This is a genomic window from Vibrio sp. CCB-PB317 (genome assembly GCF_022808245.1).
In the GTDB taxonomy this organism is placed as follows: domain Bacteria; phylum Pseudomonadota; class Gammaproteobacteria; order Enterobacterales; family Vibrionaceae; genus Vibrio; species Vibrio diabolicus.
Genome location: NZ_JALGNU010000001.1, coordinates 1,805,253 through 1,831,449, shown reverse-complemented (window position 1 = coordinate 1,831,449; position 26,197 = coordinate 1,805,253). Strand labels below are relative to the sequence as shown.

General features: G+C 43.1%; 17 protein-coding genes. 10 read left to right on the top strand and 7 right to left on the bottom strand.

Annotation, left to right across the window (positions count from 1 at the left end; all coding sequences use genetic code 11):
* The first annotated feature begins 171 nt into the window (after positions 1 to 171).
* Complete coding sequence (locus MTR11_RS08395) at positions 172 to 1,092, top strand: bifunctional precorrin-2 dehydrogenase/sirohydrochlorin ferrochelatase (RefSeq protein WP_006743261.1); 921 nt, start codon at positions 172 to 174, stop codon at positions 1,090 to 1,092.
* Between the two features lie 102 nt (positions 1,093 to 1,194).
* Here MTR11_RS08395 and MTR11_RS08390 read toward each other — a convergent pair whose 3' ends face one another.
* Both MTR11_RS08390 and MTR11_RS08385 read right to left on the bottom strand, forming a co-directional pair.
* The gene (locus tag MTR11_RS08390; RefSeq protein ID WP_005377415.1) at positions 1,195 to 1,677 is read right to left on the bottom strand and encodes a YajQ family cyclic di-GMP-binding protein; all 483 of its coding nucleotides are present in this window, start codon (positions 1,675 to 1,677) and stop codon (positions 1,195 to 1,197) included.
* A gap of 21 nt (positions 1,678 to 1,698) precedes the next feature.
* On the bottom strand, positions 1,699 to 2,757 hold the full coding sequence (locus tag MTR11_RS08385; protein WP_006743262.1) for a 3-deoxy-7-phosphoheptulonate synthase: 1,059 nt from the start codon (positions 2,755 to 2,757) through the stop codon (positions 1,699 to 1,701).
* A 374-nt stretch (positions 2,758 to 3,131) separates the two neighbouring features.
* On the opposite strand from MTR11_RS08385, the gene MTR11_RS08380 reads away from it, so the two are divergent.
* Positions 3,132 to 3,629 (top strand): DUF4442 domain-containing protein, encoded by a 498-nt coding sequence (locus tag MTR11_RS08380; protein WP_005396564.1) that lies wholly within the window; start codon positions 3,132 to 3,134, stop codon positions 3,627 to 3,629.
* Between the two features lie 28 nt (positions 3,630 to 3,657).
* Here MTR11_RS08380 and MTR11_RS08375 read toward each other — a convergent pair whose 3' ends face one another.
* Positions 3,658 to 5,010: a hypothetical protein gene (locus MTR11_RS08375; RefSeq protein WP_006743263.1), complete on the bottom strand. Its 1,353-nt coding sequence runs from the start codon at positions 5,008 to 5,010 to the stop codon at positions 3,658 to 3,660.
* 192 nt (positions 5,011 to 5,202) lie between these two features.
* On the opposite strand from MTR11_RS08375, the gene MTR11_RS08370 reads away from it, so the two are divergent.
* Positions 5,203 to 6,036, top strand: a complete 834-nt coding sequence (locus MTR11_RS08370) for a S1 RNA-binding domain-containing protein (RefSeq protein WP_005396561.1) — start codon at positions 5,203 to 5,205, stop codon at positions 6,034 to 6,036.
* A 282-nt stretch (positions 6,037 to 6,318) separates the two neighbouring features.
* On the opposite strand, the gene rsmF is transcribed toward MTR11_RS08370, so the two are convergent.
* The 4 genes from rsmF to MTR11_RS08350 all read right to left on the bottom strand — a co-directional run bounded on the left by rsmF (position 6,319) and on the right by MTR11_RS08350 (position 13,618).
* Positions 6,319 to 7,755, bottom strand: a complete 1,437-nt coding sequence (rsmF, locus tag MTR11_RS08365) for a 16S rRNA (cytosine(1407)-C(5))-methyltransferase RsmF (RefSeq protein ID WP_046876211.1) — start codon at positions 7,753 to 7,755, stop codon at positions 6,319 to 6,321.
* Between the two features lie 150 nt (positions 7,756 to 7,905).
* Entirely contained in the window at positions 7,906 to 10,554 is a 2,649-nt protein-coding gene (locus MTR11_RS08360) for a PqiB family protein (RefSeq protein ID WP_243327291.1), read from the bottom strand.
* Entirely contained in the window at positions 10,547 to 11,797 is a 1,251-nt protein-coding gene (locus MTR11_RS08355) for a paraquat-inducible protein A (protein WP_170891446.1), read from the bottom strand. The genes MTR11_RS08360 and MTR11_RS08355 overlap by 8 nt, the downstream gene beginning before the upstream one ends.
* A 24-nt stretch (positions 11,798 to 11,821) precedes the next feature.
* Positions 11,822 to 13,618 carry an ABC transporter ATP-binding protein gene (locus tag MTR11_RS08350; protein WP_053807440.1) on the bottom strand — a complete coding sequence of 599 codons (1,797 nt, stop codon included), beginning with the start codon at positions 13,616 to 13,618 and terminating at the stop codon, positions 11,822 to 11,824.
* 92 nt (positions 13,619 to 13,710) lie between these two features.
* Between MTR11_RS08350 and MTR11_RS08345 the strand changes: the two genes are divergently transcribed.
* From MTR11_RS08345 to MTR11_RS08315, 7 genes are all read left to right on the top strand, one after another.
* Positions 13,711 to 14,184 carry a GAF domain-containing protein gene (locus tag MTR11_RS08345; RefSeq protein WP_046876215.1) on the top strand — a complete coding sequence of 158 codons (474 nt, stop codon included), beginning with the start codon at positions 13,711 to 13,713 and terminating at the stop codon, positions 14,182 to 14,184.
* A gap of 97 nt (positions 14,185 to 14,281) precedes the next feature.
* On the top strand, positions 14,282 to 14,908 hold the full coding sequence (gene proQ, locus MTR11_RS08340) for an RNA chaperone ProQ (protein WP_005396555.1): 627 nt from the start codon (positions 14,282 to 14,284) through the stop codon (positions 14,906 to 14,908).
* Between the two features lie 17 nt (positions 14,909 to 14,925).
* Positions 14,926 to 16,932: a carboxy terminal-processing peptidase gene (gene prc, locus MTR11_RS08335; RefSeq protein WP_005396554.1), complete on the top strand. Its 2,007-nt coding sequence runs from the start codon at positions 14,926 to 14,928 to the stop codon at positions 16,930 to 16,932.
* Between the two features lie 195 nt (positions 16,933 to 17,127).
* The gene (locus MTR11_RS08330; RefSeq protein WP_243327290.1) at positions 17,128 to 17,793 is read left to right on the top strand and encodes a hypothetical protein; all 666 of its coding nucleotides are present in this window, start codon (positions 17,128 to 17,130) and stop codon (positions 17,791 to 17,793) included.
* 228 nt (positions 17,794 to 18,021) lie between these two features.
* Entirely contained in the window at positions 18,022 to 20,628 is a 2,607-nt protein-coding gene (gene pepN, locus MTR11_RS08325; protein ID WP_243327289.1) for an aminopeptidase N, read from the top strand.
* Positions 20,629 to 20,692: 64 nt separating this feature from the next.
* A complete protein-coding gene (locus tag MTR11_RS08320; protein WP_046876238.1) occupies positions 20,693 to 20,911 on the top strand; it encodes a DUF2835 domain-containing protein in 219 nt (72 codons plus the stop codon).
* Between the two features lie 201 nt (positions 20,912 to 21,112).
* Positions 21,113 to 25,954, top strand: coding sequence for an NAD-glutamate dehydrogenase (locus tag MTR11_RS08315; protein ID WP_243327288.1), 4,842 nt, complete (start codon positions 21,113 to 21,115; stop codon positions 25,952 to 25,954).
* The last annotated feature ends 243 nt before the right edge of the window (positions 25,955 to 26,197 follow it).

Genomic DNA, 26,197 nt, shown 5'->3' with positions numbered 1-26,197 from the left:
AACAATACAAGAGAATAAAAAGTTGTTATTAAAACTGTCATTAGCTGAGCTTGGTGAAGTTCAGTAAAAATTCGAACAAAAATTATTTGTGATACCGAAACAGGGTGATGAGCTTGCCCCATTTTTGGTAGCATGGTCTGCAACAGCTAATTAGAGTAATCATGGATTGAAATGCGATATTTTCCTCTGTTCTTAGATTTAATCAATAAACCCGTTCTTGTCGTGGGCGGCGGTGAAGTGGCAAGCAGAAAGGTGGAAGCTTTGCTAAAAGCAGGGGCGGATGTCACTATCGTTTCTCCAACGTTGGTCGATTTTCTGTCTAAGCTTGCTGCAGAGCATCAAGTGCGCTGGGTGCAACGTTTCTATTCAAGTGACATTGTCACTAAAAGCTTTGTTCAAGTGTGGGCCACGACAGATAATCCAGAGCTAAATCACCAAGTGTATAAAGATGCGAAAGAATTAGGCATCCTAGTGAACGTTGTGGATGATAAGCCTTATTGTGACTTCATTACGCCCTCTATGATCAATCGTGGCCGCATACAAATTGCTATTTCTAGTGGCGGTGCCTCACCAGTTTTAATTCGAAACATCCGTGAAAAGCTTGAATCGATACTGCCACAAAACATGGGGTTGATGGCGGACTTTGCTAACTCAAAGCGTAATTCGATTAAAGAAGCACTACCTAGCGTCGATTTACGTCGTAAGTTTTGGGAGCAATTCTTCTCGAATCCTGAGGTTGAAAACGCGCGGGATAATAGAGAGTTAGAAACGATTTACCAAGCGACCATGGCAACACCTTTGGATGAAAAAGGAAGTTGTACTTGGATACAGGTAGGGAAAGACGTTGAGATGTTGCCAATTAAGGCTGTGCGCTACATGCAACAAGCCGAGCTAGCACTTTACTCAACTCGATGCGAAGCGAACGTGTTAGAGCTAATACGAAGAGATGCAGAGCGAGAAGCTTTCTCCAGCGCAGCTGAACTCTCTGATATGTTGACCAAGGCTAAATCTGAAAAGCTTCGAGTTTGCGTGTTTATCCCTAAAGGGACGAGCGAGTTCTTATTGCTGCAAGGGCAGGACTTAGTGATATAACCACGTTAAAAAGTGGGCACTTGGCTTCTCGATTAAAAGGCCAACAAAAACGCCAGCGAACTATGCGCTGGCGTTTTTAAACTAAGTTACTTCTCAGACTGATTAATCACGGAAGTTGTTAAACTGGAATGGTATGCCCATCTCTGCTTCACGAATCGCTGCCATTGTCGCTTGCAGGTCATCACGTTTCTTACCAGTAACACGTACCTTGTCGCCTTGAATAGAGGCTTGTACTTTTAACTTTGCGTCTTTGATAAGTTTCACTACTTTTTTGGCTGTTGGTGTATCGATACCTTGGCGGAAAAGCAGAGTTTGGTGCCAGTTCTTACCAGTTACATCTGGGTCCTGTGCATCCATTGCGTTTGCATCAATATTACGCTTTGCCAAATGGCCACGTAAAATATCGCGCATTTGCTTAAGTTGGAAGTCACCTTCCGCAGACATTTTTACGTTTTCTTCTACTAGCTCAAAGCTCGCATTAACGTTGCGGAAATCGAAACGAGTAGACAATTCACGGTTAGCATTATCAACGGCGTTACGTAGTTCAACCGTATCGATTTCAGAAACAATATCAAACGATGGCATGAAGATTCCTTGATTATTTTGTTATAGGGACTTTCGGGATTTAACGGCGTTTGCCAGCATATCTAGCATTGTAGCAGTATCTTCCCAGCCTAGGCATGGGTCTGTAATAGATTGACCATACGTTAGGTTGTTGATGTCAGTCATTGGCTGATTGCCTTCAAGAATAAAGCTTTCAGCCATGATACCCGCAATACGAGTACTGCCTGACTTAATTTGATTACAAATGTCTTGAGCAACGTCGATTTGTTTTCTGTGCTGCTTCTGACAGTTTGCGTGGCTGAAATCCACAACCAAACGTTGTGGCAAGCCAAACTCGGCTAGAGCATCACACGCTTGTTTTACTGACGCTTCATCAAAGTTAGGGCCTTTCTCTCCGCCGCGTAAAATAATATGACCATATGGGTTACCACTTGTACGGTAAACCGTCATGCGGCCATTCTTATCTGGAGAGTAGAAGTAATGCGAGGCTTTCGATGCGCGAATTGCATCAATTGCAATTTTTACGTTGCCATTTGTGCCATTTTTGAAACCAACTGGGCAAGACAGCGCCGATGCCATTTCACGGTGAATTTGCGATTCTGTTGTACGAGCACCGATCGCGCCCCACGTGATCAAATCCGCTATGTATTGACCCGTAATCATATCAAGAAACTCAGTAGCAGTCGCAAGACCAAGCTTGTTGATATCCAGTAGTAGTTTACGTGCTTTATGGAGACCAGCTTCAAGCGCGTAAGAGCCATCTAGGTTAGGGTCGGTAATTAAACCTTTCCAACCAACTACTGTACGAGGCTTTTCAAAGTAAGTACGCATCACGATAAACAGTTCGTCTTTGTACTTGTCTTGGATTTCACTCAGGCGAGTGGCGTAATCAATGGCAGCTTCAGTGTCGTGAACAGAACACGGACCTACAATCGCAAGAAGGCGATCGTCTTCACCCGATAAAATGTTTTCAATCTGACGACGAGATTGAGCGATACGGTCTGCAACGTCATCCGTAATAGGATGTACACTACCTAGCTCTGCTGGGGTAGGCATTGGACCCAAAGGTTGGGTTCTCAATTCATCTGTTTTTATAGGCATGTTATAGCTTTATTCTCTATTGCGAAGGGGTAAAGATAACGGAATTACAGGCAGGAATAAACCGTTTCACGGGAATCTTCGCCAGGAAATACCGAATTGTATACAAAGGTGTAGGTATTCATTTAAATGACTTATGTATAAATGACAAAACTTGATCATTAAATCAATATATATACATTTGAATTTATAACCATTTCATCTATCTCACCGTTAGGCAATCAAGATAACTGCGGCAAACCTCATGTTTATCTGTGTGACAATGTCACTAAATTAGTGGCTAAATAACTCGTGAGATCGAGCTTTTGTTAACATTTCTTTGACATCTATTTCTTTCGTTGATTAACTGGTCTGACTAGATTGGTAAGGAGACCAAAATGTTATCAGCTGTACGTCGTGCAAATTTGTACCTAAATCTATTTGGCTTTTCTAAAGTGCCTCTGATTTGGCTTTGTCATCCTAAGATCATTGCGATAGATAGCGAGCACGTTGAGGTTCGAATCCCTTTGCGAAGAAGAACAAAGAACCATTTGAATAGCATGTATTTCGGCGCTTTAGCGGTTGGGGCGGATGTAGCTGGTGGTTTTCTTGCTATGAGCAAGGCGCAAGAAAAAGGAGAAGCGATCTCTTTAGCATTTAAAGGCGTCAAAGCCGAGTTTTTAAAACGTCCGGAAGCGGATGTACACTTTGTGTGTAACGATGGTCATGTCATTGATGAGATGCTCGATCATACGTTGGCAACGGGTGAACGAGTGAATCGCGATGTAAAAATCGTCGCGTTGTGTCCTAGCTTACATGGTGACGAACCTATGGCTGAATTCTCGTTGACTCTTTCGATAAAAAAAGCAGCTCAACAAAGAAAAGAGGCTGCTTAGTGGTTTGCTGTTTTTAAAGAATATCGCTTTAATTGAGTTCAATCTGCTCAATCGAGACGATTTTGGAGCGGTTTAAGACCACTTTCCAACGATAATAAACAGGCTCATCGGTGTGGTTGTCCTCTTTGACAATCACATTGAGCAAATGACGTTTCTCTACCGACTCTTTGGTCACTTGCCCTTCATTTAAACGGTAAACTCGGTTTGAGCTTTTATCCATCAAGCGGATGATAGGGCGCAAACTGATGTTCAGTGTTTCTCTTGTTTGCTCATAACCACTCAAGAATAGAGAGGTCGCCATTTCGGTTTTCTCGTGATAATGAAGTATCTGCTCTTCGCGCTGCACGACGCGCTTCTTACGTATTCTTTGAATCTTATCTGGCAAGCTACTTAACGTACGATAATCGAGCCACTCTAATTTTCTGCCGACCACTTTTTTCGTTGTTGGATCAACATACTTCTTACGCCACTTTGGCTTGCCTTTACGGATCCATCGCCACATCGCGTCGCGCAAATCATCTTTAAAGATTTCTCGTAGAGCATAAATAAATGACATCGCGATAATGAAGGACGCGGAAATTTCCCCAAGATAATCGCGAGCGAGAATCACGGTTGAGGTCACGACAACCATCACCAAGCCAGTAGCAATACCTTTGATAGCACGCTTGATGTTGTTACCCATTGATATGGTTTCTTCACGAAGCACGATAGGGTGTTCAATCAAGCGTCTTAGCAAGCGCATTTTGTTAGATAGGCGAGTCACGTCTTCAACGACTCTTGGAGAGTTGTACTTGTTGAGTTTTCGATGGGCTTGCTCTTTTTCACAGAGCGTGATCAAGCGTTTCTTAATCGTGCCATAATCGCCTTCACGGGGGAGATGAGCCACTAAAGACAAAAACTTTTGTTCGGTATACCAAGACAGGTAGTTATCGATGTTAACATAGTACCGTTTTAAGTTCTCTTCATAAGGAATAGAACGTCGCAAGCGCTTTAAAATCTCAAGCGTGAGCTCGATAACTTCGTCAACTTCATCTTCCGTTACGGAGTTGTTCTGATGCTTGTTTAAACTTGCTACCGCTTTGTCTAGCGCGATAACGTATTGGTACGCGAACAAACTCAAACTTACTCGGTATTGTTGATTCGACAGGCGTCCTCGTTTGGCAAGTCGACTGTGTACTAGCGGTAGAAGGATTTCAGTACTGTAATAAGAGCGTTGCTGTGTGATTGAAGTGTAATAAAATTCGGATTCACTGATGATATCGGCGTTTAAACCAAGCTCACCAGGTATAAAAAAGTAAATATCTAGGTCGACACTTTTGCTCTTTGCGAGTGCATGACTGATTTTTAATGTTATTGAGTCTTGTTTATCGACGGTGACCAAAGAAAGCTCCTGACTTTGTTAAAGCATTCTTAACTTATGCGTACTGTTGAGCAGGTAAGCATAAAAGTGCTAAAAGAGTGACTGGGGCATATAGCTGAACGACAACAGCATAACAGAGCACTATGCTTTTCTCTCTGATTTTCTTGTTAGTTTAGGTATAATTCCACGTAAATTTAAAAAGAGACAAAATCAATGATTAAAATTGGTCAAATTAACAGCTTAGAAGTCATTAAAAAGGCTGATTTTGGCGTATTTCTGGATGGTGATGATTACGGTTCTGTTCTACTGCCTAATAAGTATGTACCAGAAGGTACTGAAATTGGTGATCATGTAGACGTATTTTTGTACTTCGATTCAGAAAGCCAGCTTGCTGCGACCATTGAAAGACCTATTGCCCAAGTGGGTGAATGGGGCTTAATGAAGATTGAGGGCGTCAACGCGACAGGTGCTTTTGTAAATTGGGGCATCAAAGAGAAGGATTTACTTATTCCTTTTAGTGAGCAACGCACTCGCTTCTCTGCGGGACAAACTATTCTTGTCTATGTATATACTGACAAAGCGTCGGGCCGCATTGTTGGTACGACTAAGTTCAACAAATGGTTAGACAAAACTCCGGCGAATTATGAAGTTAACGAACAAGTTGATTTGATCATCGCAGAGCGCAGTCAACTTGGCTACAAAGCGATTGTTAACGGTAAGCATTGGGGCATGATTTTCCCATCAGATGTGTTTGGTAAGCTTTACATCGGTAAGAAACTGAAAGGCTTTATTAAGCAAATTCGTGAAGATGGTAAAATCGATCTCGCGTTACAAAAAGTCGGCGTGGCAAAAATGGACGATCTTTCTAGCAAGATTCTTGATCTGTTAGAGAAGAAAGGCGGCTTTTTACCTTTGAACGATAAGTCTTCTCCTGAAGCGATTTTTGATGCTTTCCGTACAAGTAAAGGTACTTACAAAAAGACCATTGGTGGATTGTACAAGCAGGGCAAGATTGTTATCGAGAAAGACGGTATTCGTCTGGCGTAGCCCAAACTCACGTATAGCGGATCGGCAGCCAAAAAAACGGCCCAAACTTTTCCTTTTTTGGGCCTAGGGGAAACGGCTCCGCAGAGCCTGCGCTAAACTTTTTCCAACAATAATCTTGTTGGTGAACATAGAGAGAAATGCCATATCAAAGCATTACTTTGATACAACTAGTTTAGTACAGCGTATCCGGATCGCTAGCGAGCCCAGTTGCTTTCATACTTACGAATTAAAAAGCCATCGCAAATACGATGGCTTTTCATTTATTTATGATTCGTTACTTCTTTAAAATAAGTTCTTATCTCGTACTAATTCGCGAGGAAGACCATTCTTTATTCTGTTGCTTACCCACTTTCCAAGGCCAATGACTGCGCCTTGATAGGTGACAAGTACTTCGCCTTTACCTGTTTTCATTCCCTCAGGAATCGTTTGTGGGCGAACATCACGTCCCATGTACCATTCGCGCGCTTCTTCAATACTGAGTTCAATGGCGTTTGCCTCAGAGCCTGTCGCTAATGCCGTTGCCACCTGATGCTGCCAACGGTAGCCATTTTTATGGGCTTCCGCGATCTTGATACCCATACGGGAGAAGCGTAATTCGCCGATCATTGGCTCTAAAGAATTAGGGAACAACCAGACATCTTTATCGCGAAGCCATACAGAACTGTCATTCGGAAGTTCAATACCTAACGCACTTTGCAGCTGTTGGGCAATTTCAACCGATTCTTTTTTCGATGCTTTGGTAAACGGGAACTTGCCCATGCGCTTTTTGACCTTTGGTGGTTCAACAGCAGCCAGTTTACGAATTCTTGCAACAAAGAACCCTTCGCAGTCGTAGACCTGTGGAAAGATATGCAAAAAACCTTCTTCAGTTAGAGCTGCATTTGCGTTTTCAAACAAGGTCTCAAGGCTTTCAAACTCAACGGCATCACCAAAGGTTTCTTTCAAGTGATGACAAACTTGTTGGTTTTCTTCGGTACTGAGTGTGCACGTTGAGTAAACCATCACACCACCGGGCTTTAGTGCATGGAAGGCGCTTTCAATAAGATCTTTCTGTGTGTCAGCGATGTCGAGCACGGAAGCTTGCGTCCAGTTTTTCATTGCATCTTCGTCTTTGCGAACGGTGCCTTCGCCGGAGCAGGGCGCGTCGAGCAGAACCGCATCAAATTGTTCTGGTAGCCAACCGCCAAAAACGCGCCCATCGAAGTTACTTAGTGCGGCGTTACGTACACCACAACGTTCCACGTTGGCATGCAGCACTTTTACACGACTTGCGGCGTATTCATTAGCCACGAGAACGCCTTCATTGTTCATTAAAGCCGCGATTTGAGTGGTCTTTGATCCTGGTGCAGCTGCTGTATCTAACACGGCATCGTAAGATTCGTCATTCATAAACAGCGCAGATACTGGCATCATTGAACTGGCTTCTTGAATGTAGAATAAGCCTGACATGTGCTCTGCAGTGTTGCCTAATGGTACAACTGACTCGTCCGCTTCAATCCAAAACCCCGTGTCACACCAAGGCACAGGAGAAAGCTTCCAGCCTTTTGCGTCTGCACGTTCTAGAAACGCTTCAACACTGATCTTCAACGTATTAACACGAATACTTTTGCGCAGTGGCTTTTGGCACGATGCGATAAAGTCTTCCATGTTGAGGTGAGCAGGAAGGATAGTTTGGATTTTTTCCAGAAACGCGTCTGGGATGTAAACATTAGGATGCAATGTGGGATCTCGTTTGCAGAATTTGTGGCAAATAATATACGAAAGCGAAGCAGAAACGAATAGTGACAAGGGCCGAGCAATAAAAAAGAGCAGCGATTGCTGCTCTTTTAAGGTAATCAAACTTCAATTGTATGTGAATTGAGCTTTATTCTACGGCTTAGGAATCGCAGTACGCCATTGAGTCCAGCCTTCTTCAGCTTGTGGATATAAAAAGAAAGATTGCCCACTTTTTGCCGCTGGTGGAATAGTCGATTGCTCTGGCGTTGAAAACGCAATTCCTCCGCGAACTAAACTATCAAATGTGCCCGCTTTGATGTTCGCACCAGTAATTCCGATGGAGACATCTACTCCTGAAACATTCCAAAACACACTGTTTTGACGAACGAGGTAAGCATATTCAGGCTGTATCTTGATGGTCGTGACGACGCGATCTGCAAACTCTCCTAGGCTCACGTCGGTTACTTGGCCGACTTCCATCTGGCGGTAAAGAATAGGCGTTCCGACTTGTACTGAGCCTCGTTGTTCACTTTGTAAAGTAAACATTATGCCCTTAACACGTTCTGAACCGTTTTCCAACTGAAAATCAAATTTAGCTTTACCTTTACCTGGCTCAACACTGATGGATTTCGACACCAATGCGCCAAGGTTTTTCACGCCCCCTAAGCCAATCTCTGGCTCAGTTAGCCAAAAATGTGAGCCTTCAACTGCAATGTTTTCTACGTATTCAGGTAGGATTCTTGCGGTAATTTCAACCATATTGCGACGAAAATTTGGTACAACCAGTGTGACTTCACCAACTTTGACGCCTTGATACTCTATCGGCATTCCTTTGGCAATTTCTTGTGAGCCGTCTGTTTCTAACGCAATAACGCGTCCAAATTTGCGTGCGGTTTTTTGATCTGTATATAACTTCCAGTTGTCTCCAATTTTGTTTTCAACGCCAGGAACAGAGTCAAAAGCGATGCCACCTTCGATTAACGATTTTAAAGGGTGAGCTTTCACACTCACACCGGCTAGCGATGCATCTATCTCGATCCCTGAACGGTTCCAAAAGACGGTTTGCGGTGTTACGAGGTAAGCAAAGCGGTTTTCGATGGTTGCTTTAATTAACACACCGCCATCAACCAATTGGAAATCGGAGACGTTACCAACAGGAAGATTACGATAGAGCAGAGGGCTGCCTTTGGAAATCGGCGGCAATTCAGAAGCAAACAGTGTGAGTGCTCTAGAGCCACTTTGGTTGTACTGTGCTAATTCTGCCAATGATTCGTTTTGGAACAGTTGATACTCTTTTTGAATATCTTGCTTGCCTTCGCTTACAAAGCTAATGGACCCAGTTAACAACTGTTTTGCCGGAGGAACGGTAACGCTGAGGCCCGATTCCGTTAATTCTGCAGAGGCACTTCCGGTTACATAAAAACGGTTGTTTGATTTGATCAGGTGTTTGTATTCATGATCAATCAATACATCCATAAATACTTCATGTTGCGATTTTTTACCTTCTTCAACTAAGCCTACGTTGATAATTGAACCGACAACGATGCCTTTGTAAAGCACGTTGGCACCGCTATCTAGGCCAAACGAGTTGTCAGACACTAAACGAATAGCGATGGACTTTTCTTGCTGTTGGTTAAAAACGTTTTTACGAATGGCAGTAAAGCGGCGAGAGCGATCACCAGCACCTGGCACAATGGTTAAGAAGTTTCCTCTCACGAGATTGGCAATGTTTTCAACACCAGAGAGGGACACTTTTGCTTCTTCTAAGACGAATCGGGTACCTGTCGTCAGCATGTCACTGAAAGCTGGTTGAATTGCCGCTGACGCTAATATCACTTCTCGCCCTTCGGATAGGCTTAAGTCTGTAACTTGGCCAATCTCGATTCCGCGATACATAATGGGTGCGCCTTCGCCACTGATTTTACTGTCATCAGGGAGGACGATTTTAACAGCGATACCTCGACCTGCGGTTTTCAAATCTTTATACAGACGGAATTCAGTGTTCTCTTCTACAGGCTCACCGTCATCCGGAGAGTCGACGGCGATCGCGCCTCCGAGTAGAGCACTCATACTTTCTAGCCTTACATCGACGCCTTCAAAACCGATGCTGGCACCGATTCCACTTACGTTCCAGAACCGACTGCGGTTGTTAATGATATGTCGGTATTGATCCTGAATATTGGCTTGAATCGTGATAGATTTTGCGTCTTCATCCAGCTGGTAGCTGTAGACTTCACCGATTGGAATTTTCTTATAAACAATTTGAGATCCAATCGACACACCACCTAAATCGCGGCTTTTGAGTTTAATGTTCAAACCTTGTGAAACGCGCAAATCTGTTGGTGCAGAGTCTAACGCATGGAACGTTGTTTCAAACTCTTGACCATCTCCAGGTTGAATCGAAATGTAATTACCCGACACGAGCGCATCGAGCCCAGAAACTCCTGTTAGGCTTGCTGTTGGTTTTACCAGCCAAAAGCGAGTTTTATCGTTCAGCAATTTTGCCGCTTCAGGGTAGATATCGGCATCAACATAAATACTGCCGAGATCTTCAGTGAGGTTAATGTCTCTCACCATACCGACTTCTAGCCCTTGGTAACGGATAGTGGTTCGCCCGGCAACCAAGCCAGCAGCGTCAGAAAAATAGATTTGCACCCGTTGTCCTGCATCGTGTATCGACTTCACCACAAGCCAGCCAGCTAAGACCATGGTCAAAATTGGCAAAAGCCAAAGAGGAGATATGCCTTTGCTCCGCTTTACATCTGGTACGTATGACGTTTGAGAACTGTTCTGATCACTCATTCATTGACTCTTTTTCTGATTGTGTTGGGCCTGTTTGGTCCCAGATTAGCCTTGGATCAATACTTTCCGCTGCAAGCATGGTCAATACCACGACAACACCAAAGGCCACGGCGCCATATCCTGGTGTGAAATCAAGTATCTGACCACGATCGACTAAGGTCATCATGATAGAAATAACAAACAAGTCCATCACAGACCATTTACCGATCCATTTAACAACAAAGTAAACCATCATTCGTTGTCTCTTAAACACCGAACGTTTGAATTGAATGCAAAGCATGATGTAGGCAAGGCCAAGTATTTTTACAACTGGCACAACAATACTGGCCACAAAAATGATCACTGCGATGCCATACATACCGCTTTTTACCAACCCAGCTACGCCTGAGAAAATAGTATCTTCCAAACGTTTGCCATTGGTCAGCAAGATGGAAATAGGAATCAAGTTGGCTGGGAAAATCGCTATCGTTGCCGCAATGAGGTAAGCCCACGTCTTCTGAATGGAGTTGGGCTTGCGATGATATAACTCGTGGTGACAACGCCGACAATGGTCACCTTCAGGTTGAGACAGGTGGCACTCATGGCAATGCACGTCTTTGTGTTCAAAGGAATAAAGGCTTTCTGGTTTCCAGGCTTCCCAGTAACGACGCACACTGATTCGAGAAACTAACAAAACGGTAAATATCTGCAAAAGAACCAGACCAATTAACCCTGGGCCTACAAAAATGTCGGAATAATCTTGGAGTTTGAAGCAGGAAATGGCGATGCTAACTAAGAACACATCCAGCATTACCCAATGTTTCAAATGTTGAATTAGCCACAGTGAAATACGAAGCCCTCGAAACCACCGTTGATGCAGCGAGATATGTGCCGTAACCACTGAAACACAAACCGTCAGAGGCGCTAGAGAGCTACAAAATAGAATAAGCAGTGAAAGAAGAACAAAGCCTTCTTCCATCAATGTGATCATCCCCGAAGGTAGGGTTGCCGGAATCATCACACCAAAAAGTCGGATACTAATAAAGTTAAAAAAGTGTGATGGAATAAATAGCAGGATACAGGTTATCGCGACGGCTAAATTACCTGAGAGGCTAGGGCTACCGCCTCGATACAACTGTGTGCCACAACGAGGACAGTGTGCATTTTTTCCATTGGGTAAGTCGACGATATCGACAGGCAATTCGCAACCTTGGCACAAGCGCACATTATTTGGCTGCATGGCGTGCTTAGACAGAGAGGTCATAACGACCTCTCTAACTTGAACGATTTAAGCGTGGGACTGTATGCCCCCATATAAGGTTTGATATAAGCCTTCTTGCTCAACTAACTCACCATGAGTACCTGTTTGCGTTACTTTTCCATCTTCAAGCACGTAGATCAAATCGGCTTGTTTTACGGCTGATAGACGGTGCGCAACGATTAATGTTGTTCTACCACGTAAGAATTCAGTCAATGCTTTGTGCAATGCCGCTTCAGTAGCGGTATCAAGCGCAGACGTGGCTTCATCTAAAATAACAAATTGAGGATCACTCAGCACCATTCTTGCGATGGCAAGGCGTTGTCGTTGACCACCTGACAAACGAATGCCGTTACGGCCGACTTGAGTATCCAAACCGTGATTCAGTTGAGAAATAACATCTTGCAGCTGAGCTACTTCAAGAGCTCGCCAAAGTGACATTTCGTCAAAATTCCCACCGAGTGTTAGATTATGCCTCAAGGTGTCGTTAAATAGTATAGGTTGCTGTAATACCACGGCAATTTTGTCACGAATTACTTCAAAACCAATATCTTCTGTTAATTCATCATTAAAGCGAATGCTACCGGAGTTTTGACGATAAACCCCAATAAGTAGTTGTATTAAGGTTGACTTACCGCCTCCGCTCGCACCAACTAACGCCACTTTCTTTCCTGCCGGTATATGTAAAGAAAGGTTATCTAGGACTTTGTTTTCATTATTATAAGAGAAGTCTACGTTTTCTACTTTAACATCGACTTCTCTGTCTTCTTTGAAAGGATTTACCTTAGGTACCGGTCTTTGTTCTTCTTCTAATACTAATAAGTCGTTGATGCGTTTTAACGCAGCTTTCGCGCTGTACCAAGAAAACTGAATGCCGAGCAGCTCTTGAACAGGAGACAACATAAACCATAGGTAACCAAAAACAGCAAAGATTTGACCAATAGTGAGGTCACTAAACATAACCATCAGCATGGCGACGGCTCTGAATAACTCAAAACCGATTAAGAAGAGTAGGAAAGAGACGCGACCTGCCGCCTCTGATTGCCACGCATACTTGTCTGCATCCACACGAACTTGGTTCGCACTGTCTTTGAGTTGCTGGAGAAATTCTCGCTCTTTATTGGCTGCGCGCAGCTGGTAAATGCCATCTAATGTTTCAACTAAACGATTTTGGAAAATTTCAAAAGAATGATTTTCCTTCCGTTTCAGATGTTTAACCATACTTCCTAGTTTACGTGAGAAGTAAATGACAATAGGGTTAACTAGCAAAATAAATAGACCAAGTCGCCAGTCGAGCCAAAGCAGAACGATGGCAGTACCAATGACCGTTAAAAAACTGATAACGAATTTTGCTAACGTAGAACCAATAAATTTATCGATGGTCTCAATGTCAGTGATAAGGTGAGCGTTGATGCCTCCGCTGCCTTTGGTTTCGTATTGGCGGATGCTGATACGACCAAGCTTGTCGATCATTTTACTGCGCATCTCAAACGTGATCGTTTTAGAAACAAGTGTAAATTGTCGGCTTTGAAGGATATTTAACCCCTGACTTGCAGCTCGCATCAGGACGACCAAGAAAAGGGTGAAAAATATATAACCCGTCGGAGTGTGCCACGCTTCAGGGAGAATGGCATTCATAGCAGCTAAGCCTTTTGCTGGTTGGTCCAATAAAACCTCATCAACCATCAACGGCATGAGAAGGGGGATTGGAACACTAATCAAGGTTGCAAGCACCGCTATCAAGTTCGCTATGATCAGCTTGGACTTGTGCTTTTTTACTTGTGTTATCAACCAAGAACGGCTAATAGTGTCATTTTTCAGAAGCATTGTAATTGAGAATAAGTCCTATTATAAAGTAGGGCTGCATTTTAGCGCCATACAGTGAGAATGGAAGCTTTTATAGTAAGTAGGAAGTTAATATGAACATAGAACAATACCATAGACTAACCAAACAAGCCGTTGCTCTAATTGAGTCTGAGCCAGACTTTATTGCTAACCTAGCAAACTTGAGCTCACTGCTTTTCATGGAATTGGACGATCTTAACTGGGCTGGCTTTTACCTAGCAAAAGGTGAAGAGCTCGTTCTTGGTCCGTTCCAAGGAAAACCAGCTTGTGTCCGCATTCCTATGGGTCGCGGTGTCTGTGGTACTGCTGCAAAAACTAACACCATACAAAGAGTATACGACGTTCATGAATTTGAGGGACATATAGCGTGCGATGCAGCGAGCAATTCAGAAATTGTGATTCCATTTTCTATTAATGGAAAGGTGGTTGGTGTCCTTGATATTGACAGCCCAAGTATTGGTCGATTCAATGAAACAGACGAAGAAGGTCTCACTCATTTCATGGCTGAAGTAGAAAAGCTGCTTAATTCACACGCGAACGACGCATAAATTAGCCTTCGAGTGTGGTTTTTCCTTGGCATGTCACTATAATACGAGAATATTTTTTCTTAATGCTCGCGGAAATCCGCTCAAATCAGGACCCCTCATGACTGAAAAGTTAAAAAACAGCAAAGAAGTTATTGCATATATTGCTGAATGTTTCCCTAAGTGCTTTACTTTAGAAGGTGAAGCAAAACCTCTGAAAATTGGTATTTTTCAAGATCTTGCGGAACGTCTAAGTGAAGACGAAAAAGTAAGCAAAACACAGCTTCGTGCAGCGTTAAGACAGTACACTTCATCATGGCGTTACCTACATGGTGTAAAACCAGGTGCAGTACGCGTAGACCTAGACGGCAACCCTTGTGGTGAGCTAGAAGAAGAGCACGTTGAACACGCGAAAGCGACACTTGCAGAAAGCAAGGCAAAAGTTCAAGCTCGTCGTAAAGAACAAGCACAAAAAGCTCGTGAAGAGGGTAAGGCGAAAGCGAAACCAGCGGCTAAAAAGCCTCAACAGCCTCGTCGTACTAACAAACCAAAAGTACAAAAACCAACTAAGCCTGTAGAAACGCGCGCTCTAAATGCTGATGAAATCACAGTAGGTAACGCAGTTAACGTGAACATGGGCAAAGGAAACATGGCAGCGACCATTGTTGAAATCAATAAGGATGATGTACGTGTTCAACTTGCTAACGGCCTACAAATGGTTGTGAAAGCGGAGCACTTGCGCGCATAAAGGAGATACTCCTACGCATGAATTGCCGTTCAAAAGTGACACTGATTGCTGCTAGCTTATGGCTAGCAGCATCAGCTCAGGCTCTCGAAGCCAAACTACATAAAGATGACTTGCCGGTTCTCGCTCCTGAAGTTCAGCACGAAACAGCTAGCAAACGAGTCACCTCTCGATTTACCCGCTCTCATTATAAGCATTTCAGCCTCAATGATGATTTCTCCAAAGCGATCTTTGAACGCTATGTAGAATTGCTTGATTATAATAGAAATATTTTTACTCAAGCGGACATCGACTCTTTTAAAGACTGGTCAATTGAGCTTGATGATCAGCTAAAGGCTGGTAACAACCAAATTGCTTTTGATGTTTATAACCTCTCAATGCAAAAGCGTTTCGAGCGCTTTGCTTATGCGTTAACGCTACTCGACGAAGAGATCAAGTTTGATACTGATGACGAGATAGAGTTAGACCGTTCTGAAGCTGCATGGCCAAAAGACGAAGCGGAGCTCAACGAGTTATGGCGTAAGCGCGTGAAATATGACGCGTTAAATCTGAAACTGACTGGCAAAGAATGGCCAGAGATTAAAGAGGTTTTAGAGAAGCGTTATAACAACGCGATGAAGCGGATCACACAGACTAATAACGAAGATGCATTCCAGTTATATATGAATGCCTTCGCCCGACAAGTCGACCCTCATACTAGCTACCTTTCTCCACGTAATGCTGAGCAATTCCAATCGGAAATGAACCTTTCTCTGGAAGGCATTGGTGCCGTTCTGCAAATGACTGACGATTACACAGTAATTCGTTCACTTGTTGTTGGTGGCCCTGCGTCGAAGAGCAAGCAGCTTGGCGAAGGGGATCGAATCATCGGTGTTGGACAAGACGGTGAAGAGATTGTCGACGTGATCGGTTGGCGTCTGGATGATGTAGTTCAATTAATCAAAGGCCCAAAAGGCACAAAGGTTAATCTACAGATCTTGCCAGAAGGTAACGATGCGAAGAGTTACATTGTCACAATTGTTCGTGACAAAGTTCGCCTAGAAGATCGCGCAGTGAAGTCGGAGATCATCGAAAAAGATGGTAAGAAGATTGGTATTTTAGAAGTGCCAAGTTTCTACGTCGGTTTGTCGAAAGATACCGATAAACTGCTTGCTGAGTTAAAAACCAAAAACGTTGACGGCGTAATCGTTGATCTACGTAACAACGGTGGTGGTGCATTAACGGAAGCGACAGCATTAACAGGGTTATTCATTAAAGAAGGTCCTGTTGTTCAAGTTCGTGACAGCTATGGTCGTATTAAGGTGAACGCCGATACTGACGGAAAAGTGAGCTACGATGGTCCACTGACGGTGTTGATTAACCGCTACAGTGCTTCAGCGTCTGAAATTTTTGCAGCAGCAATGCAAGATTATAATCGTGCAATTATTTTAGGTGAAAATTCTTTCGGTAAAGGTACGGTTCAACAGCATCGTTCACTGAATCATATCTACGATCTTTTCGATAAAGAGCTAGGCTACGTTCAGTACACGATTCAGAAGTTCTACCGTATTGACGGTGGAAGTACGCAAAATCGTGGTGTTGCACCCGATATTTCGTACCCAACACCAATTGAAGCTTCTGAAACGGGTGAAAGTGTAGAAGACAATGCACTACCTTGGGATCAGATTGATAAAGCAAAATATCAAACCTTCCCAAGCAACGAAGCACTAGTTGAAAAACTCACCGCTCTTCATAACAAGCGTATTTCTGATGAGATGGAATTCCGTTTCATCAATGAAGACATAGAGAAGTATCGTAAAGAAAAAGACGATAATATGTTGTCTTTGAACGAGAAAGTTCGTAAGGCTGAATCGGATAAAGCGGAAGCACTTCGTTTGCAACGCATCAATGAGCGTCAAGCTGCTTTAGGTAAGGAAGCATTCAAAACATTGGATGATATACCTAAAGATTATGAAGCGCCTGATGTTTATTTAGATGAGTCTGTCGCGATTATGGTTGATCTGCTCAAGCAGAAAAATCAGTCATAATAACTGGCAATTCAAAGTAAAAAGAGTGAGTCTTTCAGGCTCACTCTTTTTTTATGTCTTTTCATCTTTGTTTGTATTGAGTATCAAGTAAGATATTCGCTTATTTTTTCCCAATAATTTACGTGATCTACATCTAAAATTTCGCGAAAGTGAGGACTACTGCCTAAGCTAAAAGAAAACGATAAGGATGCCGATATGAAATGGTTCTTTATTTTACTTAGCTTTTGCTGCTTTAGTGTGTTTAGCGGAGAAAACACCAGAGAAGATGAATTAAGTCACTTTGACACGCCGTTTCTCATCGGAGACTGGTATTTAATGAACCAAAACCCCGAAGAGTCGGCTGAAAATTTTCGTGCGATAAAACTGTCACTGGGTTCCGACTACAGCTTTTCTATTGATATTCAAAAGAAAGATTATTCTGTCGATCATTGGGAAGGATTGTATAACGCCAATGAAGACACCATCGTTCTTGGCTTAAACACAGATGAGCCTCAAATTTATGCCTATCGCAATAATCACAATACGCTTGATCTTAATGGTGTGACTTTTACTAAAGGGTTGTCTAACTCGCTAGCGGGCATATGGTCTAGCTCTTATGTATCCGGAGATGGCCTTGTGGCAAACAACATCAACCATATGGATCTGATACTTCAACCTGACTTCGTGTTTATGTTTCGGGTATCCAACGAAGAAGGGGATGAGTCAATCAAGCAAGGTGTTTTCTACACAGAAGATGAATATTTAGTCTTGCTCTATGAAAATGGCGAGCACGGGACCACCTATAAGCTCAACAAAAATGAATTAACGATTGAAGATTCAAATGGCGATATGTACGCGGTACTTAATCGGGTAACGCCTTGATAGCTTATCTTGTTACGACAAATTAAGCGAGCATACGGTAAATTGTCAATGTTGTTTAAATGTTAATCAAAAAACGGAGCTAGAGCACTAAAAGCTCCGTTTTTTGATGGAAAGACTTGTATTCTGATACCACAACCCCTACAAATAGCTTATATAGTGATACCAGAACTGCATTTTTGATCATGCAGTCTGGTATTTTTGTTGTTCGACATACAAGGATTTATGCTCATGTCCCAAGCTCCCCAGGCCAAATATCGTAAAGATTATCAAGAGCCATCTCACGCGATTACCGATATCGATCTTACGTTTGATCTTTATGACAATGACACCATCGTTACGGCGATATCAAAGGTTGCTCAAAAAGGCGATACAACAACGCTAGAACTCGATGGCGAGGGGCTTGAGCTGCGCGCTGTAAAAGTAAACGGTGAGGATTGGGCTCATCACGAAGTGAAAGAATCATCGCTTGTACTGACCGATCTTCCATCCGAGTTTGAACTTGAAATCGTCACCAAAATTGATCCTGAAGCGAATACAGCACTCGAAGGTTTGTACAAATCAGGCGGCGCATTTTGTACTCAGTGTGAGGCCGAGGGCTTCCGTCGTATTACTTATTACTTAGATCGTCCTGATGTTCTGGCAAAATACACGACAAAAGTGATCGCAGATAAAGCCGCTTATCCATATTTGCTGAGCAATGGTAACCGAATTGCAGAAGGCGATGCAGAGAACGGTCGTCATTGGGTTCAATGGCAGGACCCGCATCCAAAGCCAGCTTACTTGTTTGCTCTTGTCGCAGGGGACTTTGACGTACTGCGTGACAAATACACAACGATGTCAGGTCGCAGTGTTGATTTAGAAATCTTTGTTGATAAAGGTAACTTAGATCGTGCAGGCCATGCGATGACATCGCTGATCAACTCGATGAAGTGGGATGAAGAACGCTTTGGCCTTGAATACGATCTGGATATTTACATGATCGTTGCCGTTGACTTCTTCAATATGGGCGCAATGGAAAACAAAGGCCTAAACATCTTTAACTCAAAGTATGTTTTGGCGAATGACCAAACGGCGACGGATCGTGACTACTTAGGTATCGAAGCTGTAATCGGTCATGAGTACTTCCACAACTGGACTGGCAACCGTGTCACTTGTCGTGACTGGTTCCAACTAAGTCTAAAAGAAGGCTTAACCGTATTCCGTGACCAAGAATTCTCTTCTGATTTAGGCTCTCGCGCAGATAATCGCATCGATAACGTACGTATCATCCGTGGCCCTCAGTTTGCAGAAGATGCAAGTCCAATGTCTCACCCGATTCGTCCTGACAAAGTCATTGAGATGAACAACTTCTACACGCTAACAGTGTATGAAAAGGGCAGCGAAGTTATTCGTATGTACCATACGCTACTTGGCGAAGAGGGCTTCCAAAAAGGGATGAAACTTTACTTTGAACGTCACGATGGTACTGCTGCGACATGCGAAGACTTTGTTTCTGCAATGGAAGATGCCACTGGTGTCGATTTAAAACAATTCCGTCTATGGTACAGCCAGTCTGGTACACCGACGCTGCGCGTAAATAGCGAATACAATGCCAATGCAAAAACTTACGCACTAACGGTAGAGCAATTTACGGAGCCAACGCAAGACCAGGCTGAGAAGCAAGCGCTGCACATTCCGTTTGATATCGAGCTGTACGATTCGAAAGGTCGAGTTATCCCGTTGCTGATTAACGGTGAATCTGTTCACAACGTGCTAGATATTAAACAAGATAAGCAAACGTTCGTATTCGAGAATGTCGAAGAACAACCAGTGCCATCTTTGTTGCGTGAATTTTCGGCACCAGTAAAACTAGAATACGACTACAGTGATGATGAATTAGTCTTCTTGATGAAACACGCGACGAATGACTTTGCTCGTTGGGATGCAAGCCAAATGCTATTGGCTAAGTACATTCGTCAGAACGTGAAAAACGTTCAAGCCGGACAAGAAGTATCGCTTTCTGAAGGCGTGATAGATGCGTTCCGTGGTGTGCTATTGGATGAGACGCTTGAGCCAGCTTTCATTGCTCAAGTTTTCTCTTTGCCTTCAATTAATGAGATTACTGGCTGGTACCAGCAAATTGACATCGATGCCGTAGACAAAGTTCTAAACAGCATTACAGTGTCACTTTCCCAAGAGTTAGAAGATGAGCTAAGTGCAACTTATCATACACTGAAGCAAACAGAGTACACGATCGATCATGCTGCGATTGGCAAGCGTGCATTACGTAACCGTTGTCTGCAATACCTAGCACATACGGAAAAAGGTAATGATTTAGTGAAAGCACAATACGTATCTGCAAATAACATGACAGATACGATTGCAGCGATGAGTGCGGCAAATAGTGCTCAGCTTGAGTGTCGTGAAGCTCTTATGGCAGACTATAGCGATAAATGGAAGCACGATGGTTTGGTTATGGACAAGTGGTTTGCACTTCAAGGTAGCAATCCTGCAGAGGATGCACTTGAAAAAGTAAAAGCAACCATGAACCACGAAGCATTTAGTTTGAAGAACCCGAACCGTACGCGCAGTTTGATTGGTTCGTTCTTAAGTGCCAACCCTGTACGTTTTCATGATAAATCCGGTGCAGGTTACCAATTTGCAGGAGAAATCCTTCGCCAACTTAATGATTCGAACCCACAAGTCGCATCTAGAATGATTGATCCTTTGCTTAAGTTCCGTAAATACGATGAAGGCCGCCAAGCTTTGATCAAAGCAGAACTTGAAAAGCTCAAAGCAATGGATAATCTTGCTAAAGACTTATTCGAAAAAGTGACTAAAGCACTAGACGAATAGTAAACAACACAATAGGGTGGTCATTAAGGCCACCTTATTGTTTATGTCACTTAGTTTTTACTTCATGAACTATTACTACTTCAACCTCAACATTTCATATCAAACGTTTTTATCCCATTATTCTGGCGCGGCAAGTGTTGTTCAAGTCGTCACACATAACGGTTTACGTTTGCAGTTACCCGCAGCACGATTTAGACCATTTCTTAGTCAATTAGGCATTAAAGGCCAGTTTAGACTAACAACTGACCAAAATAATAAGTTTCTTAAGTTAGAAACTCTGTGATGTATTGTATTTGCAGAGAGTTAAATAGGAATCTTAGTCACAGAATCGGACATTTCACCTCTTACCACCACGATTAGTTGTTAAACATTTGTAATTATGCTTTTACAATGGGCACATGCATTACCTATGCTTAGTTTCTAAGGTAACAACCTAGCTACTAAGTCCCCCTACAAAACAACAATTCTAATGTGGAGTGTGAATATGACCGCGCGTGAAAATGTAGTGCCGGTTCTGCTTGAAAAAGTTTACCAACTGATTCAAGACAAACTCGAGCTTTCTCACCAAACGCTTGTAACTAAACTTGCTCAACACTTATTCAGTAACATTGCTGATGATGACCTGATTCAGCGAAACGAATCCGATCTTTATGGTGCTGTCGTCAGCCTTTGGCACCATATCAATGAAAAAAAACCAGAAGAGATTTCGGTACGAGTATTTAACCCGACCGTAAGTCGTCAAGGCTGGCAATCCACACACACAATCGTAGAAATTGTTGTTCCAGATAGTCCATTCTTAGTGGACTCAGTCAAAATGGCTTTAGCGCGTTTGGACCTTGTTTGCCACCTAATGTTAAACAACCCAACACAAATACAGCGTGATAAAAAAGGCCAAGTTACCGACGTAAACGGTGAGGGTGGTGTTCTTCAATCACTGTTCCATATCGAGGTAGACCGCCTTACTAGTAAAGAAGAGATGCAAGCGCTTAAAGAAGAGCTGTTAAAAATTCTATCTGACACTCGTTTAGTCGTTGATGACTGGAAGCAAATGGTTGATAAGCTTAAGCTTGTGACTGATGAACTTGAGCAAAATAAAGATCGTGTTTCTATCCAAACGGATCGTATGGACGAAACGATCGCATTTCTTCGTTGGCTAGAAGATCATAATTTTACCTTTATGGGTTACAAAGATTATGACTTAGAAGAAGTCAATGGTGATACCGAGCTTGTTCCTGCTAAAGAGAAAGGACTTGGTCTATTTGCTGATGACAAGCGTGTACGTAGCGTCAAGCTATCTGAGCTTTCAGACTCTGCGCGGTTAGAAGCGAAAAAGCCATACGCTCTGATTATCACAAAAGGTAACAAAGCATCTCGTATTCACCGTCCAGCTTATACTGATTACATCGGTATTAAGAAGTTTGATGAAAACGGTAAAGTAATAGGTGAGCATCGCTTTACTGGTTTATATACCTCTGCCGTGTATAACCAAGCGGTACAAAGCATCCCTCTGATCCGTGAAAAAGTGGACCGTATCCTTGAAGCGAGCGGATACCGTCACGGATCGTATTCATACAAAGCATTGCACAATATCTTAGAAAACTACCCACGCGATGAACTACTCCAAGCTAATGAAGAAGAGCTGCTTGAGGTGGGAATGGGTGTTGTACAAATGCAAGATCGTGACTTACTGCGTTTGTTTGTTCGTAAAGACCCATTTGGTCGTTTCTTCAGTTGCATGGTTTATGTCACTAAAGATCGTTACAACACAGAATTGCGTCGTCAAACTCAACGCATTCTTAAGCAGTACTTTGGTTGCGAGCAAGAGGTTGAATTTACAACGTTCTTCTCAGAAAGCCCACTAGCGAGAACACATTACATTGTTCGTGTAGACAATAACAACATTGACGTAGACGTGAAAAAGATCGAGCAAAACCTAATGGAAGTTTCTACCTCTTGGGATGACAGACTAAAAGAATCCATCATTGCTAACTTTGGTGAAAGCAAAGGCCTTCCTCTTTCAAAAGAATACATGAGTGCGTTCCCTCGCTCATATAAAGAGGACATGATGCCAGGTTCTGCGGTTGCAGATATTGAACGCTTAGAAGCGTTAAGTGATGATAATAAACTTGGCATGTTGTTCTACCGACCTCAAGAAGAGGGGGCGGATTCAAAAGCTGTTCGCTTGAAATTATACCATCGCGATGAGCCAATCCATCTTTCTGACGTAATGCCAATGCTTGAAAACCTTGGCTTGCGAGTGATCGGTGAATCACCGTATGAGATCGAGAAAAACAACGGACAGACATTCTGGATCCTTGATTTCTCTATGCTGCATAAGAGCGAGAAAACAGTTGATCTTCGTGAGGCTCGTGATCGTTTCCAACAAGCATTTGCCGCAATTTGGGCGGGCAACCTTGAAAGTGATGGTTTTAACCGATTGGTACTCGGTGCGTCGCTATCTGGGCGTGAAATTTCCATTCTTCGTGCTTATGCTCGATACATGCGCCAAGTCGGTTTCCCATTCAGTCAACAATACATCGAAGACACGCTAAGCCACTACCCAGACTTAGCAACAGGTCTAGTCAAGCTGTTCACCAAGCGATTCGATCCGAAACACAAAGGCAGTGAAAAAGGCCAAAACGATCTGATTAAAAAGCTAACAGAGCAGTTGGATCGTGTAGAGAGCTTGGATGACGATCGTATTATTCGTCGTTACATCGACATGATCATGGCGACACTTCGTACTAACTACTATCAGCTAGACGAAAGTAAGCAACCTAAGCCTTGGTTATCTTTGAAAATGAAACCGAGCGATATTCCAGAGATTCCGCAGCCTGTACCCGCGTTCGAGATCTTTGTGTACGCACCAGATATTGAGGGTGTTCACCTTCGTGGCGGAAAAGTGGCTCGTGGTGGTTTACGTTGGTCAGACCGTCAAGAAGATTTCCGTACAGAGATTCTTGGTCTCGTAAAAGCTCAGCAAGTTAAGAACACCGTTATCGTACCTGTGGGTGCAAAAGGCGGCTTTGTTTGTAAACGCCAGCCATCTCTCACAACCCGTGATGAGATCTTTGCTGAAGGCCAACGTTGTTACAAACGATTTATTCGTGCGCTACTTGATGTATCAGATAACATCATTGAAGGTGAAGTCGTGCCACCACAAAACGTTGTGCGCCATGACGAAGATGACCCATACCTAGTAGTGGCTGCAGATAAAGGCACAGCAACATTCTCAGATCTAGCGAACTCTGTTTCTGCAGAGTACAACTTCTGGTTAGGTGACGCATTTGCTTCAGGTGGTTCAAATGGTTACGACCACAAAGCGATGGGTATCACTGCAAAAGGTGGTTGGGAATCTGTTAAGCGTCACTTCCGTGAAATGGGCATCAACTGCCAGACCACTGACTTTACCGCAATCGGTGTAGGTGATATGGCAGGTGACGTGTTCGGTAACGGTATGCTGTTATCGAAGCACATTCGATTGCAAGCTGCCTTTAACCACATGCACATCTTTATTGATCCAAATCCAGATTCAACCACCAGCTGGGAAGAACGTAACCGCTTGTTTAATCTGCCAAGATCAAGCTGGGAAGATTACAATAAAGACTTGATCTCTCAAGGTGGTGGTATCTTCTCTCGTCGATCAAAATCGATTCAGTTGACGCCAGAAATTCAGAAAATGTTAGGTACTAAGAAAGCATCTTTAGCGCCTAACGATCTGATTAAGATGATCTTGAAAATGAAAGTCGATCTGCTTTGGAATGGTGGTATCGGCACTTACGTTAAAGCCTCGACAGAAACTCATACGGATGTTGGTGACCGTGCTAACGACATGCTACGCATTGACGGCCGTGACTTAAGAGCAAAAGTGGTTGGCGAAGGCGGTAACTTGGGTATGACTCAGCTTGGTCGTATTGAATACGCACTGACTGGCGGCCGAGTGAACACAGACTTCGTTGATAACGTGGGTGGCGTTGACTGTTCGGATAATGAAGTCAACATCAAGATCTTCCTCAATGGACTGGTTTCAAATGGCGATCTTACGGTTAAGCAACGTAACCAAATTCTAGAGTCTATGGAAGACGAAGTGGGTGAAATTGTCTTAGATGATGCTTACCGTCAGTCGGAGTCGATCTCCGTGACTGAACAGCAAGGTGTTGGCATTGTTAAGGAACAAATTCGATTCATCCATACCATGGAAAAAGCAGGGTACTTGGATCGTGCTCTCGAATACATCCCTGATGATGAAACGCTAATCGAGCGTGAAAAACAGGGACTAGGTCTGACTCGCCCTGAGCTATCAGTGTTAGTTGCCTACGGTAAAATGGTACTTAAACAGCAACTTGTTACGGATGAAATCGCGAATGATGAATTCCATGCGAAACAGCTTGTTGAATATTTCCCAAGTGCGTTACGACGTAACTATAAAGATCAAATGGTTAATCACCCACTGCGAGCTGAAATTATCGCTACAGCATTGGCTAACCAGATGGTTAATGAAATGGGCTGTAACTTCGTCACTCGTTTGCAAGAAGAAACCGGTGCAAGTGTTGTCGATATTGCTAACGCATACAGTGCGGCTCGTGAAATTTTCGATCTAGAAGCAATTCTTAAGCAGACTCGTGAACTCGATAATATCGCCACTGCTCAAGCTCAGTACGAAATCATGTTTTATGTTCGTCGAGCACTACGTCGAATTGCACGTTGGTTGCTTCGCAACCGCAGTGGTAAATGCACAGTTGGTGAGCTGATTGCTATCTACAAGCAAGATGTCAATGTTATCACTAAAACCTTAGACACTATGCTGGTTGAGTCTGAAGTAGAAGAACACAATGAACTTGCTCAAGGGTGGATTGAGAAAGGGGTAGAAGAGAAACTTGCACATCAAGTCGCTCGTTTATCCAGCTTACAATCTGCACTGGATATCTCATCAGTGGCGAGTGAAACAGGTAAAACGGTTGAGCAAGCATCGAAGCTCTACTTTAACTTAGGTGACCGTTTGTCGTTACACTGGTTCTTGAAGCAAATTAACAGCCAAGCCGTTGATAATAACTGGCAGGCACTGGCAAGAGCTGCATTCCGAGAAGATCTGGACTGGCAACAACGTCAACTTACGGCTCAGGTATTAAATTGCGGCTGTGCAACGGAAGAGCTAGACGTGATGAAAGCGTTAGAAGATTGGATGGAAACTAACGAGCAATCACTGCACCGTTGGGAAAGCATCTTGAATGAGTTCAAAGTTGGCTCTGTCCACGAATTTGCTAAGTTTTCTGTAGCACTTCGAGAATTAGTACTCTTGAATCTCAACTGTTCGTCGAAAGAGTAGATGAGCTAGTCAAATTGTAAGTAAAAGCCTCGTTATTTAGCGAGGCTTTTTTGTTGCTCATCGTTTCTACTATAGTGCAGGTGAGTTACAGCGTAACAGCATTGGGAAGTTAAAATAGGCTGAAATCGATTGCTTTAGGGTGGTTAGTTATAAATTTTATTGTTGAAATCTTACTCTAATTGTTTGTTTTATATTTGAAAATATTAGAAAGATATAGGTTTTTACTTAATACATTCATTTTCA